At 62.9% G+C, this 15,535-nt stretch carries 13 protein-coding genes; 6 read left to right on the top strand and 7 right to left on the bottom strand.

The annotated features are described in order from the left end of the window. Position 1: 1 nt before the first annotated feature. Positions 2-2,239, bottom strand: a complete 2,238-nt coding sequence (locus IPL79_05815; protein ID MBK9070502.1) for a hypothetical protein — start codon at positions 2,237-2,239, stop codon at positions 2-4. A gap of 261 nt (positions 2,240-2,500) precedes the next feature. On the opposite strand from IPL79_05815, the gene IPL79_05810 reads away from it, so the two are divergent. Continuing rightward, the gene (locus IPL79_05810) at positions 2,501-3,319 is read left to right on the top strand and encodes an SGNH/GDSL hydrolase family protein (protein MBK9070501.1); all 819 of its coding nucleotides are present in this window, start codon (positions 2,501-2,503) and stop codon (positions 3,317-3,319) included. Here IPL79_05810 and IPL79_05805 read toward each other — a convergent pair. The 3 genes from IPL79_05805 to IPL79_05795 form a co-directional block, all read right to left on the bottom strand. Further along, entirely contained in the window at positions 3,284-3,817 is a 534-nt protein-coding gene (locus tag IPL79_05805; GenBank protein ID MBK9070500.1) for a hypothetical protein, read from the bottom strand. The genes IPL79_05810 and IPL79_05805 overlap by 36 nt on opposite strands. Positions 3,818-4,019: 202 nt before the next feature. Next, a complete protein-coding gene (locus tag IPL79_05800) occupies positions 4,020-5,228 on the bottom strand; it encodes a hypothetical protein (GenBank protein ID MBK9070499.1) in 1,209 nt (402 codons plus the stop codon). Between the two features lie 154 nt (positions 5,229-5,382). Next, complete coding sequence (locus IPL79_05795) at positions 5,383-6,603, bottom strand: 50S ribosomal protein L11 methyltransferase (protein MBK9070498.1); 1,221 nt, start codon at positions 6,601-6,603, stop codon at positions 5,383-5,385. 130 nt (positions 6,604-6,733) lie between these two features. Here IPL79_05795 and IPL79_05790 point away from each other — a divergent pair, with 130 nt between their 5' ends. Together IPL79_05790 and IPL79_05785 are read left to right on the top strand one after the other, a co-directional pair. After that, positions 6,734-7,123, top strand: a complete 390-nt coding sequence (locus tag IPL79_05790; protein ID MBK9070497.1) for a GNAT family N-acetyltransferase — start codon at positions 6,734-6,736, stop codon at positions 7,121-7,123. Between the two features lie 267 nt (positions 7,124-7,390). Next, positions 7,391-8,005, top strand: a complete 615-nt coding sequence (locus IPL79_05785; protein MBK9070496.1) for a nucleotidyl transferase AbiEii/AbiGii toxin family protein — start codon at positions 7,391-7,393, stop codon at positions 8,003-8,005. A 114-nt stretch (positions 8,006-8,119) separates the two neighbouring features. On the opposite strand, the gene IPL79_05780 is transcribed toward IPL79_05785, so the two are convergent. The 3 genes from IPL79_05780 to IPL79_05770 all read right to left on the bottom strand — a co-directional run bounded on the left by IPL79_05780 (position 8,120) and on the right by IPL79_05770 (position 11,581). Next, a complete protein-coding gene (locus IPL79_05780) occupies positions 8,120-8,701 on the bottom strand; it encodes a hypothetical protein (protein ID MBK9070495.1) in 582 nt (193 codons plus the stop codon). Between the two features lie 42 nt (positions 8,702-8,743). Continuing rightward, positions 8,744-9,115 carry a hypothetical protein gene (locus IPL79_05775; GenBank protein MBK9070494.1) on the bottom strand — a complete coding sequence of 124 codons (372 nt, stop codon included), beginning with the start codon at positions 9,113-9,115 and terminating at the stop codon, positions 8,744-8,746. A gap of 78 nt (positions 9,116-9,193) precedes the next feature. Next, the gene (locus tag IPL79_05770) at positions 9,194-11,581 is read right to left on the bottom strand and encodes a glycosyltransferase family 39 protein (protein MBK9070493.1); all 2,388 of its coding nucleotides are present in this window, start codon (positions 11,579-11,581) and stop codon (positions 9,194-9,196) included. Between the two features lie 44 nt (positions 11,582-11,625). Here IPL79_05770 and IPL79_05765 point away from each other — a divergent pair, with 44 nt between their 5' ends. The 3 genes from IPL79_05765 to IPL79_05755 are packed head-to-tail and all read left to right on the top strand — an operon-like array spanning position 11,626 to position 15,533. Then, positions 11,626-12,837, top strand: coding sequence for a pyridoxal phosphate-dependent aminotransferase (locus IPL79_05765; GenBank protein ID MBK9070492.1), 1,212 nt, complete (start codon positions 11,626-11,628; stop codon positions 12,835-12,837). Next, on the top strand, positions 12,834-13,694 hold the full coding sequence (prmC, locus tag IPL79_05760; GenBank protein ID MBK9070491.1) for a peptide chain release factor N(5)-glutamine methyltransferase: 861 nt from the start codon (positions 12,834-12,836) through the stop codon (positions 13,692-13,694). Before IPL79_05765 ends, prmC begins: the two co-directional genes overlap by 4 nt. Positions 13,695-13,724: 30 nt before the next feature. After that, positions 13,725-15,533 (top strand): hypothetical protein, encoded by a 1,809-nt coding sequence (locus tag IPL79_05755; protein MBK9070490.1) that lies wholly within the window; start codon positions 13,725-13,727, stop codon positions 15,531-15,533. Positions 15,534-15,535: the final 2 nt, after the last annotated feature.

The raw sequence follows: 15,535 nt of genomic DNA, 5'->3' as shown, positions 1-15,535 counted from the left end.
GTTAGCGGGGCTTGATGGAATCGAAATAGCGCTTTACGTAGTGGCGATAAGCCGACGGAACGTTTTCATTGCGCATTACCTCTTCGACAATTTTTTGATAATCGGCGTACACCGGCTTATAGGCCGCGCTGGCAAAGCCTTTTTGCGCCGCGGCCAAGATGGTCTCGCGACGCGATGGCCCCTTGCCGTGCAGCCCTTGGAGGTCTTGATCTTTGGTGTCACCCGAGACGCTGGTGGCGGCGCCGGCAAAATCTGGATCGTGGCCGTCGCCATAGTCGCTGTTGCCTTGCCCAGGCTGAGTGCCGCCTTGTCCGGGCGCGCCGCCTTGCCCCGGCTGCGTGCCGCCTTGGCCTTGTCCCTGTCCTTGACCCTGGCCTTGTCCGCGTCGCGCCGCCGCCGCGCGCCGCGCAAACTCGGATTCCTTTTTGCCAAAAGGGTTTTGCGGCCCCTTGCCGCCTCCGCGCTGCTTGGCGCGACGCAAGGCCTCACGCAGATCGTCCATTTGCGACGTCGCCTTGCCCGCCGCGGCTTGCTTGCGCTTGTCGCGATCGACGCGGCCGGTCTCGCGCGCGGCGTCTCGCAGCTTGCGCGAGGCGGGCGATTTGCCCTCGGAGGCCTGCTCGCCCTCATTTTCGCCTTCGTCGCCGCCGGCTTTGCCATCTGGGTCATCTGGCTTATCGCCGGGCCCGCCCGCTTGCTTATCAGGATCTTTGCCGTCTTTTGGATCGCCTTGCTCAGGTTTGTCCGGCCTTTGCGCCAAGTCCTCGGCGACCTTTTCCATGTCTTTGTGCAGGCGCTTGAGCGCGCGGCGCTGCTGTGACGCCTGCTCTTCGGCTTGTTGTTTTTCGAGACGCTCGAGCTCGCGCTTCGCCTTTACGAGGCGGCGCTCTTTGTCGGCCTGCTGGGCCGGCGATTTGGCGTCTTGCTTTTCTTTTTCAAGTCGCCGCACGGCCTGTTTGGCCTGCTCGACCTTGTCTGCCGCGGCGGCGTCCTTGGCCTCGTCCTTTTTGGCAAACGCCTTCGCCGCTTCATCGAGGGCCTTGGCGAGCTCATCTTTTTGTGCGGGCGAGAGTTGGTCCTTGTCGAGCTGCTCGGCGAGCTTGTCGAATTCCTGCTCGGCCTTGGCTAGGTCTCCCTTGGCGAGGGCTTGCCCAAGCGTCTTCGTCATGGCGGATTTGCTCAAGGCGGCGCCAGTTTGCGCGAGCGCCTGATCGACATCGGTCGGGGAGGGCTCGGCGCCAGCCGCGAGCTCTTCCTCGGCGCGGCGAAGGGCGTCGAGCAGCTGCTCCTTGGTGACCTCACCGCGCTCGGTGGCAGCGACCATGGTCGCGATGGCGTCGGCAAAGGCGGCTAACTCGGGGGCACGCTCGTCTTGCGCAATTTGTTTGAGCCGCGTGATGAGGCCCGCGATGTATTCTTTTTCTTCGGGCGATAGCACGACCGCCTCGGGCGAAAAGTAGCGCGCGTCGCGGGCATCGACGACATTGAGTGTCAGCCTGTCGTCGCGCCCAAGCGGCGTAGTGAGTTCGATTTTTGCGGCGCCGAGCGGCGTCTGCGTCGCGACCTTGAGCAAGATCTTGTCGCCTGACCATTCCAGGACGTTGGCGGTCTGGCCGCCAATACTAACCGTGCTCCCAACCGCGCCATTGCCAAGGCGTGTGCCCACCAGCGTGACTTCAGCGCCAGGTGCGGCGTTAGCGGGCTGCACCGATACCAACAGCGGCCCGCGATCGATAGTCGGTACGCCGATGCTCGAAAGCAGCGCGGCCGCTGCGGCAAAGGCAAGCGCGGCGCGGCCATGGCGCGGCATCGCATAGGGCGCAGCGCGCCTCGCGTCGACCGTGGCCGCGGCGGCTCGGCCGTCCGCAATCGCCGCATGCATCAGCCCGATGGTTTCGCTGTCGATCGCCGCCCGGCGCGCGTCGGAGAGTGAGTCCTCGAACGCCACCGCGTTGCTTACGCGATCAGCAAGCCCATGGCTGTCATCGATACGTCTCGCGACGTGGTGGTCACTTAGATGTCGCAGTTTTGCCCACAGTAGCCCACCAACCGCAAATAGGGCCCCGACGGCGAGGATGGCCAGTGCCGCGCCGCGCCCCAGCCATGTCATGCGATGGGCAAAGACCACCACCGGCGCGATAAAACTCGCCGCAAGCAGGGTAATCGCTGCGATTTCAAAGGTCTGCTGCCATTGCAGGCGCCGTCGCGTGGCGGCGATGGCGAGTGGCAGCGGACCCATGGCATGTATCATAGCACTTTCATTGCACGCATCACCCCCGCCCGCGGTCTATCAATGTGGCGCTGACCGGCCGATATGGGCGGCAGATCCGGCGGGGTAAAAAGCCAACCTCCTACCGTGGGAGGCGTTGGACCGCCCCGGGATCGTTTTCTGCAAACATCAATCCCACAGACGAGCTAGGCACATCTCGGACGGCGCCGGAGTGCTTCCCGCTTGCGTGCCCAGACACACGGGCGATAGGGTGCATTGCCCCGAGACCTCATGCAGCCAAATCTACGAACAACAATCGCGCTGCTCGGCGTGCTGCTTGGGTGCTGTACGCTCCGCGATGCGCAGGTCGCCCCCGATGCGCCCGCTACGATTGTGGACGGAAGCGATGATGGCCCCATCCCAATTTCGCACCGGGTCCTTTTTGTCGGAAATAGCTACACCTATGTCAATGATCTGCCAGCTGTGGTGCAAGCACTCGCGGCTGCAACGCCCGGCTATGCGTTTGATGTGGAATCGGTCGCTCCTGGTGGCGCGCGGCTTGCTGATCACTGGTCGACAACCGGCGCGCGGACTCTTATTGAGTCTGGAAACTTTGATGTCGTCGTGTTGCAAGGGCAGAGCCTAGAACCGTTGATGCAAACCGAGAATTTTGACGAGCACGCAACACTGCTTGCCGATGCGACCCACGCAGCAAGCGCGCGCGGGGTGTGGTTTGCCACCTGGGCAAGGCGCGAAGGAGACCCAGTTTACGCAAACTTGGGGTTGGTCGACCCGGCGTCGATGACGACCAATCTCGAGCTACGCTACGAAGCGGCGGCTGCGCTGCACGAAGATGCAGTGGCTCGCGTTGGGGCGGCGTGGCAGCTCGCCTTGACAACCCTGCCTGAGGTTGTCCTTCATAGCGACGATGGCAGCCATCCTACTGCGGCGGGGACCCTTTTAGCCGCCTGCGCAATGTTTCGCGCCATTAGCGGAATCGCGCCCCAACTGCCCAGCCCGCCGCCACTAGGTATTCCCATAACCACGGCGGAAGCGCTATGTGCTCTCGCGACCTCATCCATCAGTCAAGGCACCGCAATCCCCCGGTGAGCTATTGATGCGTTGACACTTCTTGAACGTCCAACCCCATCGCGGCGGGAGCCATCCCGTTTCCCCACCGACGTTGACGATCTCAACGGTAGCCCCGGCTGAATTGGCCGCGGCATCGGACACAAAATAGAGCTCAATGGGGCGTGGGATGTTATCCGAACACGCCCCATCGATCACCATGCGCTCGCTTCCAATACTGCGCCAGCCCGCGCCAAAGAAGCATACAGGGGCGTCAAGGTCGTCACTTGGATGGCGCACGTGGCCTTGCGAATGCATCTCGCCGTAAAGTCCCGCATCCCAAATCATCGCAACCGAACCGTCGGCGGCGAAGCGAAACAGGGATTCTCCATAGAGTGCGTGCGGTTCGGTCTCGGATATCAACCACTGCCCGACAAAACGCTCGGTTGCCTCTATCGGAGGGTCCATGTCGTTGTCGCCACAAGCGAACGTGCCGAGCACCTGCCCGAAGATGAAAGGTAGCAGAAAGGATGTTTTCATCAGGACGAACCTAAAGCGATTGCCGGCGTGCCGCAAGACTGCACTGCCCAAACCGGCCACGAGGACCTAGCGCGCCGATGCTAATTGAGACGGCGACCAGGTTCGTATTCTCGCTTAGGGAATCAGCTCGAACGGGAATTTTAGGTAGATAATGCCTACGGGCGTGATGTGCGCCGCATGACACGCTGGGCGAGGTTAGCCACTAAAAGTCGGGTTGAGTCGACTCAAACATCTGACGCGAGAAGGCAGCCTCGAGAAATTCGTTGTAGTGCGGATGGCTCTTGGCGAACGCGGCGGGCGACGTCTTCCATTTCGCTACCAAGGCCGCGTGGATTTCCGGCAGGCCGGCCTTGGCGGGTATCCCCTCGGCAGGCGCATCTAGCGCAATCGCTACGCTCATCGCGCTATGATCAAAATCCCAGAACGCGAGCGTTCCCAAGGCATAGATTTCTAGGCGCGTCGGCACGGCCGAGTCGAGCTGGCCATCTGCGCCCGTATACAAACGGAGCATGGGGCGAAGTTGTTTGCCTGGCGCATTCGCGTACGTTGTATTTGAGTCGACCATAGTCCCAATCGGTTCGGCTCGCTTGGCGCCGGTAGCGTCTAACGCGACTTCAATCGATGGCATCACGATGGGTGCGGCGCCAAAGCTTCCTGTGTGGGCGCTGACCCGCTTCAAGTAGTGCATCGCAATTGGTGAAACCTTTGACATCGCGACGGCGATAGCCCGGGCGGATGCCTCTTTCCACGGTTTACTGCCGCCACCGACGATTTTTCCCTTGAAGCCCTGGAACACATTTTCGTTGGCGGGGGCATCGGGCCCGACTAAGTCAAAACCGGCTTCGTCTTGACTCGCAATCTTGAAAGGAATTTTCCCGGCGGGTGGGCGGGTTGCCCATGGATGGTCCAGGGGAATCGTAAACTCTAGAAGCTCGCGCGAAGGCAGCTCCCGTCGTGACTTGTGTGCCTTTAGTTCACTTGGAGAAAGCTTTCGCAATGCGCCATCTGGCAGCCTTTCAAACATCGCAATTTGCGGAGCCTGGTCGGTTTCTGCGACGGCGAGAATTAAATCGTTTGCGTTGAAGTTTGGGTGTAGCTGAGAAATGTCGACCGTTCGAAACACGCTGCCATCGCTGACGATATGTCGTTCGCGATCGCGACGAGCGGGAAACCCACCCAACCCACCGCCGACCAAATAAGTGCCCTTGCCGAGCCGTGTTTGCGCAAGCTTCTGCGCGCCGGCCTTGAGCCTTGCTCCCTTGGCCTGGACGTCTTTTGGCAACCGGGTGGTGACGGCGACCTTGGCCCGTGCCGCTGACTTCCTGGGGTTTGCCTGGGTACTCGGCGCGGCGAGCAACGAAGCCGATACCAGGATATAGCTGGCGAGCGTTGGGTTGCGAAATGCCGACATCCCAAGCGTAAGTGCATAACGCATGCCACCTGAGGCCGCCCCCTCGGCACTAGGGCAGTAGGGGCAATAGATACTTTTGGCTGTCTCTGAGAACGTTCTATCGGGGGCGCTTTGTCGATGCTGGCGCCTTTACTCCCCAGCCCGCGCGGCGCGCCTAAGCGACCAGCGAAAGCTGACACGACATGTTTTGCAGGTCCTGGGAGATGGCAAACTGCGCGCCTACGACATCGCCGGCGCGGACGGCCCGTGGCTCAAAGCCATGCCAACTAAACGTCCAGCTGTTGAGCGGCATGAAGGGGCGATTGCCAACCGTAATGGCACCGTGCAGGTGTGCCCGAAAGTACACAAACGCGCCGCTGAGGAAGCCGTTGCGGGTAACGTGCAAGGGGAATTTTGTCGCGCCATTGGGCAGCTGGGGCCAAATCGGCTGGGTGAGGTCGAGGCTGCAAAGCAAGTGCTCGGCGGTGCGAAAATTGCCGAGCGGAAACATGCGCTCCCCCGCGTTGAGCGTCGGCCGCACGGCCTGCGGTGGCACCGCCTTTTTTAGGGCCTTGGCCAAGGGTTCGAAGTTGAGGTTGTAGCGCTGTTGGTAATCTAACGTCGAGAGCTCAAAGATGTCGGGGGCGACGCGCATGTTGGTATCGGACTCATAGCCAATCGCAAAAATATCCGGCCTGTGTGGCAGGAGTTGACCGCCGGCGCGCAGCAGTTTTTGGCGGGCATCGTCGATGACCGGCAAGATATTTTCATCGATGGGGTCGGTGCCGATGATCTCGTGAATGAGCAGATCGGCGCGCTCGGGCAGGCGGACATTGAGGCTGTTGCCGCGCACCAAGGTGATGCGATCGGCCATGCCGTTGACCTCAAACATCTCTTGCGCGACGTCCGCGATGGCGGCCTCTTCGATGGCGTAGACGTGCTTGGCGCCCGCCTGCGCCGCGATCAGCGATAAAATGCCAGTGCCACAGCCGATCTCCACCACCACCTTATCTTTGGCCGCTTGCTCGATCGCCATCTTGTAGGAAAGCACGCGCTCGGCGTCGTTGAGCATGAAGTAGTGGGTCAGGGCGGAGCCAAAACGTTCGTCGGTTTGTGCGGTTGGGGCCGCGTCATCCGCGGGGGTCAGCGCCTCCATCCGCACCAAGTCATTCAGCGTCGCCATGAGCTCTTCGGGCGAAATTTCATAGTCCGCGGCGAGCAGCGCGGCGACCTCCTTGGGCGTGCGCGGGCGGTGGAAGGCCTGCAACACCGGCATGACGTCTTGGCTGATCGCGTGCAGCTCGCGCGACATCGACGTGCCGACGTGAAAATCCCCGTCGGGCGCGATCTTGATGATGAGCTGCCGCGACACGACATAGCTGGAATCCCACTTCATGGGGCGGAGGCTAGCCACATTTGCCGGGCAGCGCTATCGGTGCCTCGCGGCAATCGCATGCAATCGCGAGCGTCGCGACGCAAATGCGAGATGGTGGCCTGCACGTCAGCGTACCGGCTGACACGGCTACATTGCGAATCAAGCGAGTGGCGCGTCTCGCACCTATGTGGTAGCCAGCCTGCCGCAGGTCGTCGTCGGCTACTACTGCCTCGCCTCTGGTGCGCTCGATCTATTCCAAGCGCCAGGTGCGATACGCCGTAACATGCCCGATCCGGTTCCGATGATCGTGCTTGGAAGGCTCGCCGTTGATCACCGATGGCAGGGCAAGGGCCTGGGCGTCGCTCTCTTGCAGGACGCCGTCTTGCGCACCGTGCAGGCCGCGGCGATCATGGGCATTCGCGGCGTCTTGGTACATGCGATATCCGAGGAGGCAAAAGCCTTCTGCGAGCGCTATGGGTTCCGCGCCTCGCCCAAAAACCCAATGACGCTCGTGCTGTCGGTCAAAGCCGCCGCGGGCTAACGCCTTGGGCATAATTGAATCCGCGAGATCATGCGCGTGCTCCCTCGTGGCGTGGTAGAGTCGGGTTGTCATGCGGTCATTTAATCCTAAGACCGTCGAGGGCTGGCTGCGGGCGCACGCAAACGTTGCGAAGCTTACCCGCAAGGTCCAAAGCTCGATCAAGTCTCAACAAACTGCGGCAAGCTTACTGAGCGCGACATGGGCAACTCTTCAAAACCCAAACCAACGAAAATTGCACGAAGAAAGAGCGCTCCCGGTGCGCGCGCTGTGGGTCGAATTCGCAAAACGGGCGGGGCGGCATCCGCTGTACAACCGGGATTTAGCCAGGCGATCAAAGATCTAGTTGCGTGGCTCGACACCGTCGGTCAGCCGTACTCCGTCATTGGCGGCATGGCTGTCATCGCGCATGGCCAGGCTCGCACCACGCAAGATATCGATCTGGCGTGGGTGCCAACCGGGCCAACCGCGGCAGCTAAGTTGCTCGCCGCAGCTAAGGCGTATGGCTTCGCGCCGCGAATCAAAAATGCGGCGGCATTTGCCGAGCAAAACCTTGTGTTGCTCGTAGTCCACCAGCCCACGGGCGTTCCGATCGACATTAGTTTTGCAATGCAGGAGTTTGAACTTCGCGCCGCACGCAATGCGAAGCGACGAAAGCTCTTTGGCGTCGCCATCCCGGTGGTGGGGTTGAGTGACCTGATTATCTATAAAATGATCGCCGCGCGAACCCAAGATGTTGCCGACGTCGAGATGCTGTTGACGTCAAACGACATTATTGACCCAAAGGCGATCCGGCGCACGTTGCGAGAATTTGACGCGCTGCTCGAAACCGACCGCGCTGGCGAGTTCGATCGCGCATGGCGTGTCAGCGGACGTCGCGGCTAGACAAGATGGTTGGACGGCCGCCAACCATCTTGTCTAATGTAACTGGCCGTGCGTCGCGCTGAAGCTATCAATGCGTCGCCCGTCGAACTGCTTGAGGGTCGTCCCCACGTCCAATTATGATGCCGGCAGCTCGAAGGCATAGCCACGCCAGGGTCGGGTGTCGTTCGCCAAGTCTTCTGCCATTTCAATGGTCGTGGCCGTGAACGAGCGCGGCAGAAAGTCGAGGGGGATGGCAATGACGAGGCAGTGAGACATGGCAAGGTCGGTGCACATGATGGCCTCGCCATCGGGTCCCGGTGCGTCGGCGTGATGCTTAACTTCTAAGGTGCTGGAGGCGGAAAGCGCCAAGCCTCTCACCTGCTTGCGGCACGGATTGCTTTCATAGGTTATGCCGACGACCAAATGGGTGGCGAAGTCCACCGTTGGCATGGGTGGCAGGGCCCAGCGATCAGCCATGAACCTGAGCTCCTCATGGTTGGTCGCCAAGAAACTACCGCCGCCGTGGTGGGCGTCGCCATGGTGGAGCACAACGGCGCCATCAGGGGCGTCTACCGAGATTGTCCGCACCACGTCGAGCAGGTTGCGCGGATGAAATTTGACGAGCTTGCCTCGACGAGGACCTGCCTCTGCGGCCGGTCCTGCCAACGTGCGCGTTGTGCCGCAAGCCGCCAGCGTTGCCACCAATGCGCCAATCATGCAGCCTTGCATGCGGCGAGGCTACCAGCGACGCCCAATGACTCAAACGGAAATCTGCAGCGCGCGGGCGGGGCGCCTGGTCAGCCACATCGCGACGACGAGATGGACCCATCCGCCTAGGTAGTCGATGACGAAATTCTCGTACCACATGCGCGGCTGGTAATTTCCAAACCAACGGGTGTAGGCGAGGTGAACCAGGCCGACCGCGATCAGCGTCGTCAACGCGAGCAGGCCGGCGGCACGTGGCAGGCCATGCCGCGCGCCGCGCCAACGCCGGTCATAGGTCTCAAAGACGACCGCATAGCTGGCCACCAGGATCGCTGAGCAGGTCCAAGCGTGCGCGCTCGTCGCATGGGCAAAGCCCGTCACCAGCGACCAAAATACGGTGACGGCGATCCAGGCGAGCGCTCTCATGGGCAGGTGGTAGCGTACCACGGCAGGCTGAGCTGCGGGCGGGCTCATGCAAGCGGTTATCGCGGCCGCGGCGCACCGCTACAACGTAAACATCGACAACGTGAATTTATTGCTATCGGTGTTGAGCTTGCGGAACGTTGCCTTGCTGACGTCGGTGGGCATGGCGCCTTGTGCGGTGCCGGCGTGGCGCGCTTCGGACAAAATGAAATACGTGCGACCGGCGGTGGCGCGGCTGGGGTCGCTTAGATAGTTGGTGAGATACGAAGCTTCGGTGCTCTGACCCGACGAGGTTTGATAGGACGGCAGCGGGCCGTAGATTACGTCGCTTGTCCAGAAATGCTCGCCGCGCCAATATAATGCCCAGGCGAGCAAGCGGCTGGCGTCGACCAAGCGAATTGGCGCGGCAGGTGCGGCGCATGGTGCGCCCTTGCGGGTGGCCGGCACGCAATCGGAGGTGCGCGCGGCTAGGAGCTGCTGTCCCTTGGCCAGCGCGGCGTGCCATGAGGCGAACGCCTGGTCCGCCAGCGCGGGCGCGACCAGCTGCAAATCAATCGCGTGCGGCGATAGGCTAACCACATGCGCCGGCAAGACCCATTGCTGCGCACCCTCGCCGCGCAGCGCGATGCGAATCGCCATCGGCTGGCCGATGGTCACGTGCGCGGGCACCACGGTCGGCAAGGTCCACGACGTGCGCCCTTGCCATTCGCGCGCGAGTTGTTGTGGCGAAAAATAAACCAGCTCGGCGCCATAGATGTCGCGCTCGGCATAGTAGGCGCGCATGGCATCGCGCATGCCCCAATGCGTGCCGGCGTCCTTCATATAGCCATGCGCAAGCCACCCCGCTTGCGCGATCGCCAGCGCAAAAAAAGCGGCGATGGCTGGCCGGGCGGCGCGTCGCACCAGCCCCGCGATCAGCAGCAGCACAAGTGAGAGCAGGCCCACCGCAAAGATGCGGTCGCTTGGGTCGATGCTCCACGGCGCGGCGAGCGGCCACGGGCGATCAAAACGAAATACGAACATCTCTATCCACATCGCGGGGTCGGCCATGAGGTCGTTTGCGACCAACACCGCCCACGCGCCGCCGATGCCGACAAGAATCAGGGGCAGCGCACGCCGCGCTTGCCACGCTTGACAAACGCTCCACGCGATCAAGACGCCCAGCGGCGGCACCGCGGGCAAGATATAGTGGTGAAACTTAGTCTGCACCATCGCGAAAAATGCCACCGCGACCGCTGCCCAGATGCCATACGTCACCATGACGCGATGCTCGCGCGTCTGCAGCGTGAGGCGCGTCGCCATGCCGAGTGCAAACGGCACCAGCGCGATCCACGGAAACAGGCCAAGGCCGAGTTGCTTGATGTAAAAGACAAACGTGCCGCGCTCGCCAAAGACGCCGCTAAACGCGCGCCCCAGCAAATGCGTGCCGACGTATTCAGAGTAAAAGAGCGGCCCTTCGGCGGCATACATGCCGTAGTGCCATGGCACGGCAATGAGCACCACCAAGAGAAAGCCGCGCCACAGCTCGTAGTCGCCGGCAAAGAGGCGGCGCCAGCGCCCCATGGTCAAGACGGCGATCGCCGCGACCAGGCCCGCGACGCCAAAGGCCGGCAAGCCCTTGCCCAAAATCGACACGCCAAGCAGCGCAAAAAATACCAGCATGGCGAGCTGACGCACCGTGGTGACGCGCCTACCAATGAACAATAAGCCGAGCCCCGCCATCATCGCGATCGCTAGCGTCCGCAGCACCACCGAGATCTCGATCCGCGAACCGCCAAGCGACACCTGCCGCAGCGCGGTGGCATGCGCGCTTGGGTAGGTCGCGAGCAAGTACGCCTGCCAGGCGGTAAATGCGACAAGCAACGCCAGCGCGACATGGCCCGCATGCAGATGCCAGCGCCACACGCGGCGAGTTGGCAGCGGCGTTTCGCCGGCCTCCTGCGCGAGCACAAATGCCGCGATCGCGCCGGTGAGCGCCGCGACCATGGTCATGTCGGTAATCGCCTGGCGCGCGACGAGCAAATAGAACGGCGAGGTTGCGACGACGGCAAACGCGGCCCACGCCACCGGCCGCCCGACCGTGCGGCGCAAGGAATACCAAAGCGCGAGCAGGCCGAGCAGGCCGCAGATGGCAAAGGGCAGGCGCACCGCGCGCGTCGGCGCATCGGTCGCCGCCATTTCGCCGTCGTAGGCGCCTTCGCCGCCAACCCCCGCCGCGTGCATGCTGGCGCTCATCAACCAGAATGTGAGAACGGGCTTGCTGCGAAAGCCCTCGTCGGACCATTGCGTGCGGACGTAGTCGTCATCCGCCACCATGCGCCGCGCCACCTCGGCATAGTGCGTCTCCCACGGATCGACCAAGGAGTAACGCCCAAGGCCTGGCAAGAACAACGCCGCCCCCATCAGCGCGATGATCAGCCACTCGGCGGCTCTCGGCGCAGGCAGCAGCGGGGCCGGAGAATTCTCCACCGCCGCAAGTTAGACCAAAATGCTCCATGCTACCATGGCCACGCATGCCATCGTTGCCGCCACTTTCTCTCGCCGCGGCCTCGCTGCCGCCTTCGATTTTTTCGCGGCTCTACGAACGCTTGGCGCGATTTTCGGGCGACGCAATCTCGCTGCAAATTGGCGATACGTACCGCGATCCCCCGCTCGCGGCGCGCCTTGGGCAGCAGGGGTTTACCGCGGCCGATGCCGCCGAGGCGCAGGCGCGAGAGCTCTATGCCTATGCGGCCCCCGCGGGTTGGCCGCCACTAATTGACGCCATCGCCGAAAAAGTGAGGCAGCAAAATAAGCTGCAGATTTCGTCGGCGGGCGTGCAGGTTACGTGCGGCGCCACGCATGGCTTGTCGTGCGCGGTCGCGACCTTGCTCAATCCGGGCGACGAGTTGCTCGTGCTGTCGCCGCATTGGCCGCTCATTAGTGGCATCGCGCAGGCGCATCAGGTGGTGCCCGTGGAAGTCGATGTCTCGCAGGCCTTGCTCGCCGGGGAATTGAGCGGTGACGACGCTATCGCCGCGCGGCTCGCCTCGGGGCTGTCGCCGCGCACCAAGGCGATTTATCTCGGGACGCCGAATAACCCCGACGGCTATGTCTACGACGAAGCGCAGCTGCGCCAAATCGCGCAGTTCGCTCAGGCGCATCAACTTTGGATCTTGGCCGACGAGGTCTATGAGCACTATGTGTATCGCGGCCAGCACGTGAGCATCGGCTCGCTGCCCGAGGCGGCCGCGCGCACGCTCACCGTGTTTTCGTTTTCAAAGAGCTACGGCATGGCGGGCCTGCGACTGGGCTATGTGGTGGGCCCAGATGACGTCATCGCGGCGTTGCGGAAGATCTCAAATTACACGGTCTACAACGTGCCGCAGGCGCTGCAGCGCGCCGCCTTGGCCGCGATGCGCGCGGGCGACGAATTCCTCGCGCAGGCGCGTGAAGAATACCTCGCGGCGGCCCACGCCGCGGCGGCAACGTTATCGGTCCCGAGTCGATTGCCTCACGGCAGCACCTATCTCTTTCTCGATCTTAGGCCGTGGTGCGCAGGGCAGGACGGCATGAACGTGCTCGAAAATTTTGCCGAGGCGGGCGTCATGCTCGCGCCAGGCTCGGCATTTGGCGCGGCCTACGCCGGGTTTGCGCGCCTGTGCTTCACCGCCGTCGACGCGCGCCGCTTAGCCGTCGGCATCGACCGCATCAACGCGGTTTTGGCGCGCCAGGCGCCGCGATGAGCGAGCCGTGGACGACATTGGCGGTGCTCGATTGGACGAGCAAGCGCTTTGGCGACGCCGGGCTCGAGACGCCGCGCCTGGAGGCGCAGTTGCTCGTCGCGCATGGCCTGGGTTGCAATAAGATGCAGCTCTACACCGGCTTTGACCGGCCGTTATCGGCCGACGAGCTGGCGCGCATTCGCGACCTCATAAAGCAGCGGCTCGCCGGCGCGCCGCTTGCCTACTTGCTCGGCACGCAGGAATTTTGGTCGCGGACCTTCGCGGTCACGCCGGCCGTGCTGGTGCCGCGCCACGATACCGAGGTCTTAGTCGAGACCGCGCTCGACGCCTTGGCAGACAAGCAGGCGCCGTGGCGCATCGCGGAGGTTGGTGTTGGCTCAGGCGCGGTGATTATCACGTTGGCGCTCGAACGACCAGCCAGCCGCTGCGTCGGCATCGACATCTCGCCCGAGGCGCTCGCCGTCGCCGCGGCCAACGCCGCCCAGCATGGCTGCGCGGATCGCATCTCGTTTCGCATAGGCGACTTGCTCGCACCCGCCGCCGACGAGGTCTTTGACGCCATCGTCGCGAACCTACCTTATATACCTAGCGGCGATATCGCCGGGCTGGCGGCCGACGTCCGCCGCGAACCGCGGTTGGCGCTCGACGGTGGCGACGATGGCCTGGTGCTCTTCGGGCGCCTCATCGCCCAGGCCCATCCCCGCTTGCAACCGGGTGGCCTGCTGGCGCTCGAGCACGGCTTTGATCAGGGCGCGGCGGTGGCACGCCTGATCGATGCCCACGGTGGCTATACACCTGCCGCGACGCGCCACGATCTAGCCAACCATCCGCGCGTGACGTTTGCCAAACGGGCGTAGATCTGGCGTACAATAAGGCGGCGCCGTCCCATGCTCACGCCCTATTGTCACAGCGTTCCCCGGCGCGCCTTGCTCGTGCTGATGGTCATGGTGGCCCAGGTCGCCGGCGACGCGCACGCGGACGAGCCTAGCGCCCCCAGCGAGCCCGGCGACGCCTGCTATGGCGACTGCTTCGTAAAAACGCTTGGCAGCCTCGAGCGTCAAGCCTTAAAGGCCGCGCTGGCGGCCAAGCGCGTCGAGCTCGAGCCCGAGCCCGCTGGCAAGCGCGTGCGGCGCGTGCTGGTGCACAATCTCGATGTGTTCGTGAAGTCCGATGGGCGCTTTCTGCGCTGGTTTAATCGCTTCCACGTTACGACCAAGGCCCGTGCCATCGCGACCGAGTCCGTTATCATGCCGGGCATGGTGTGGAGCGACAAGCTGCTCTATGAAACGGTCCGCAATTTTCGCGATCCGCGCTTTTCCTCGGTCGCCATCGCGACAGCCGTCAAGTCCGACGAGCCCGGCACGGTGGACGTTCTGATCGTCACGCGCGACATCTGGAGCCTGCGCGCCAATTCGGATTTTCGCTTGCAGGGTGGGCGGCTGTCGTATCTGCGCGGTTCCATTTCGGAGAATAATGCGCTGGGCCTGCGCAAGCTGGCGTCGGTCGTCATCGAGATGAACGAGAGTGACTTCTACGTCGGCCCTTTTTGGGTCGATAAGAACGTCGCGGGCAAACGCTATAATCTCGCCGCTACTGGGGGGCCCGTGTTTGGGCGCAGCAGCGGCGCGCGCGAGGGGTCCTACAGCGAGGTCGATCTATCGCGTCCATTTTTCTCGTTGGCGACGTCGTGGAGTTATGGCCTGGTCTGGTCACAACGCGACTACGTCGCGCGATCATTTATCGCGGGGCGTCTCCGAACCTATGACGCACCCGAGACCGAGATCGACGATGCGGTGTCTTGGGAATACCGCTATACGCGCTTTAAACTGCGCTCCTACGCGGCCCGCCGGCTGGGCGACTATGATGACTTTGTCCATCGCCTCACGTGGGGGGTGCAGGTCGCCTCGCGCCGCGCGCGCTTCGAACGCCTACGGCCGGACGATCCAGAGGTCGCGCAATCGTTCATCGACAACGTGTTCCCGCGCTCTGAATTCGCCAACGAGCCGTTCGTCGGCTACGACATGTTCGAGCCTGACTACCAAACGATTCGCAACGTCGAAACTTTTGATGTCGGCGAGGATTTCCGCTTCGGCCCGACCTTGTCCGCCGAGGTCGGCGCCACCGTCGAGGCGTTCGGCTCGGACGTAAGCTATGCGCGGGGCACCATCTCGGGCTCCTATGCCTGGCGCCTCGCGGCCGACGGGTTGTTGCGCGTATCGGCCAGCGCGGAGACGCGGTACGAGCACGGCGATGCCATCGACAATGGCGTCGCGACGGAAATGTGGGCGGTGTTGCCGACCACTGGCCCCGGGCGCTTTGTCACCAAGGTTCGCGTCGCCACCTTGTTCGAGGACACGCAAAATCGCTTTTACGAAGTCGGTGGCGACACCGGCCTGCGCGGCTATGAGACCGGCCAATTCACCGGCCCGCGGCGGTTGCAATGGTCGGCGGAGTTTCGCACGAAGCCAGTTGATGTTGGCTTTTTGCGCGTCGGCGGCGTCGGGTTCTACGACCTAGGTGGCGCGGCGGCGACCTTCAGCGACATGAAGCTGTATCAAGATGTCGGGGTCGGCATGCGGGTGCTGATTCCGCAGACCTCCACCGAGGTCTTGCGCATCGACTGGGCGCTGCCGCTTGAGACCTACCACGGCGGCTTTCCTGGCCGCATCACGGCCGGGTTTCTCCAGGCATTTTAAGC

The organism is Myxococcales bacterium (assembly GCA_016716835.1).
Lineage (GTDB): Bacteria > Myxococcota_A > Polyangia > Haliangiales > Haliangiaceae > JADJUW01.
This window is presented reverse-complemented; position numbering and strand designations above follow the sequence as displayed.

Coding starts and splice junctions, on each gene's coding strand:
- IPL79_05795 (MBK9070498.1), bottom strand. CDS start 6,603: ATGAAGTGGGATTCCAGCTATGTCGTGTCGCGGCAGCTCATCATCAAG.
- IPL79_05765 (MBK9070492.1), top strand. CDS start 11,626: ATGCCATCGTTGCCGCCACTTTCTCTCGCCGCGGCCTCGCTGCCGCCT.
- IPL79_05805 (MBK9070500.1), bottom strand. CDS start 3,817: ATGAAAACATCCTTTCTGCTACCTTTCATCTTCGGGCAGGTGCTCGGC.
- prmC (MBK9070491.1), top strand. CDS start 12,834: ATGAGCGAGCCGTGGACGACATTGGCGGTGCTCGATTGGACGAGCAAG.
- IPL79_05800 (MBK9070499.1), bottom strand. CDS start 5,228: ATGTCGGCATTTCGCAACCCAACGCTCGCCAGCTATATCCTGGTATCG.
- IPL79_05780 (MBK9070495.1), bottom strand. CDS start 8,701: ATGATTGGCGCATTGGTGGCAACGCTGGCGGCTTGCGGCACAACGCGC.
- IPL79_05755 (MBK9070490.1), top strand. CDS start 13,725: ATGCTCACGCCCTATTGTCACAGCGTTCCCCGGCGCGCCTTGCTCGTG.
- IPL79_05775 (MBK9070494.1), bottom strand. CDS start 9,115: ATGAGAGCGCTCGCCTGGATCGCCGTCACCGTATTTTGGTCGCTGGTG.
- IPL79_05810 (MBK9070501.1), top strand. CDS start 2,501: ATGCAGCCAAATCTACGAACAACAATCGCGCTGCTCGGCGTGCTGCTT.
- IPL79_05815 (MBK9070502.1), bottom strand. CDS start 2,239: ATGGGTCCGCTGCCACTCGCCATCGCCGCCACGCGACGGCGCCTGCAA.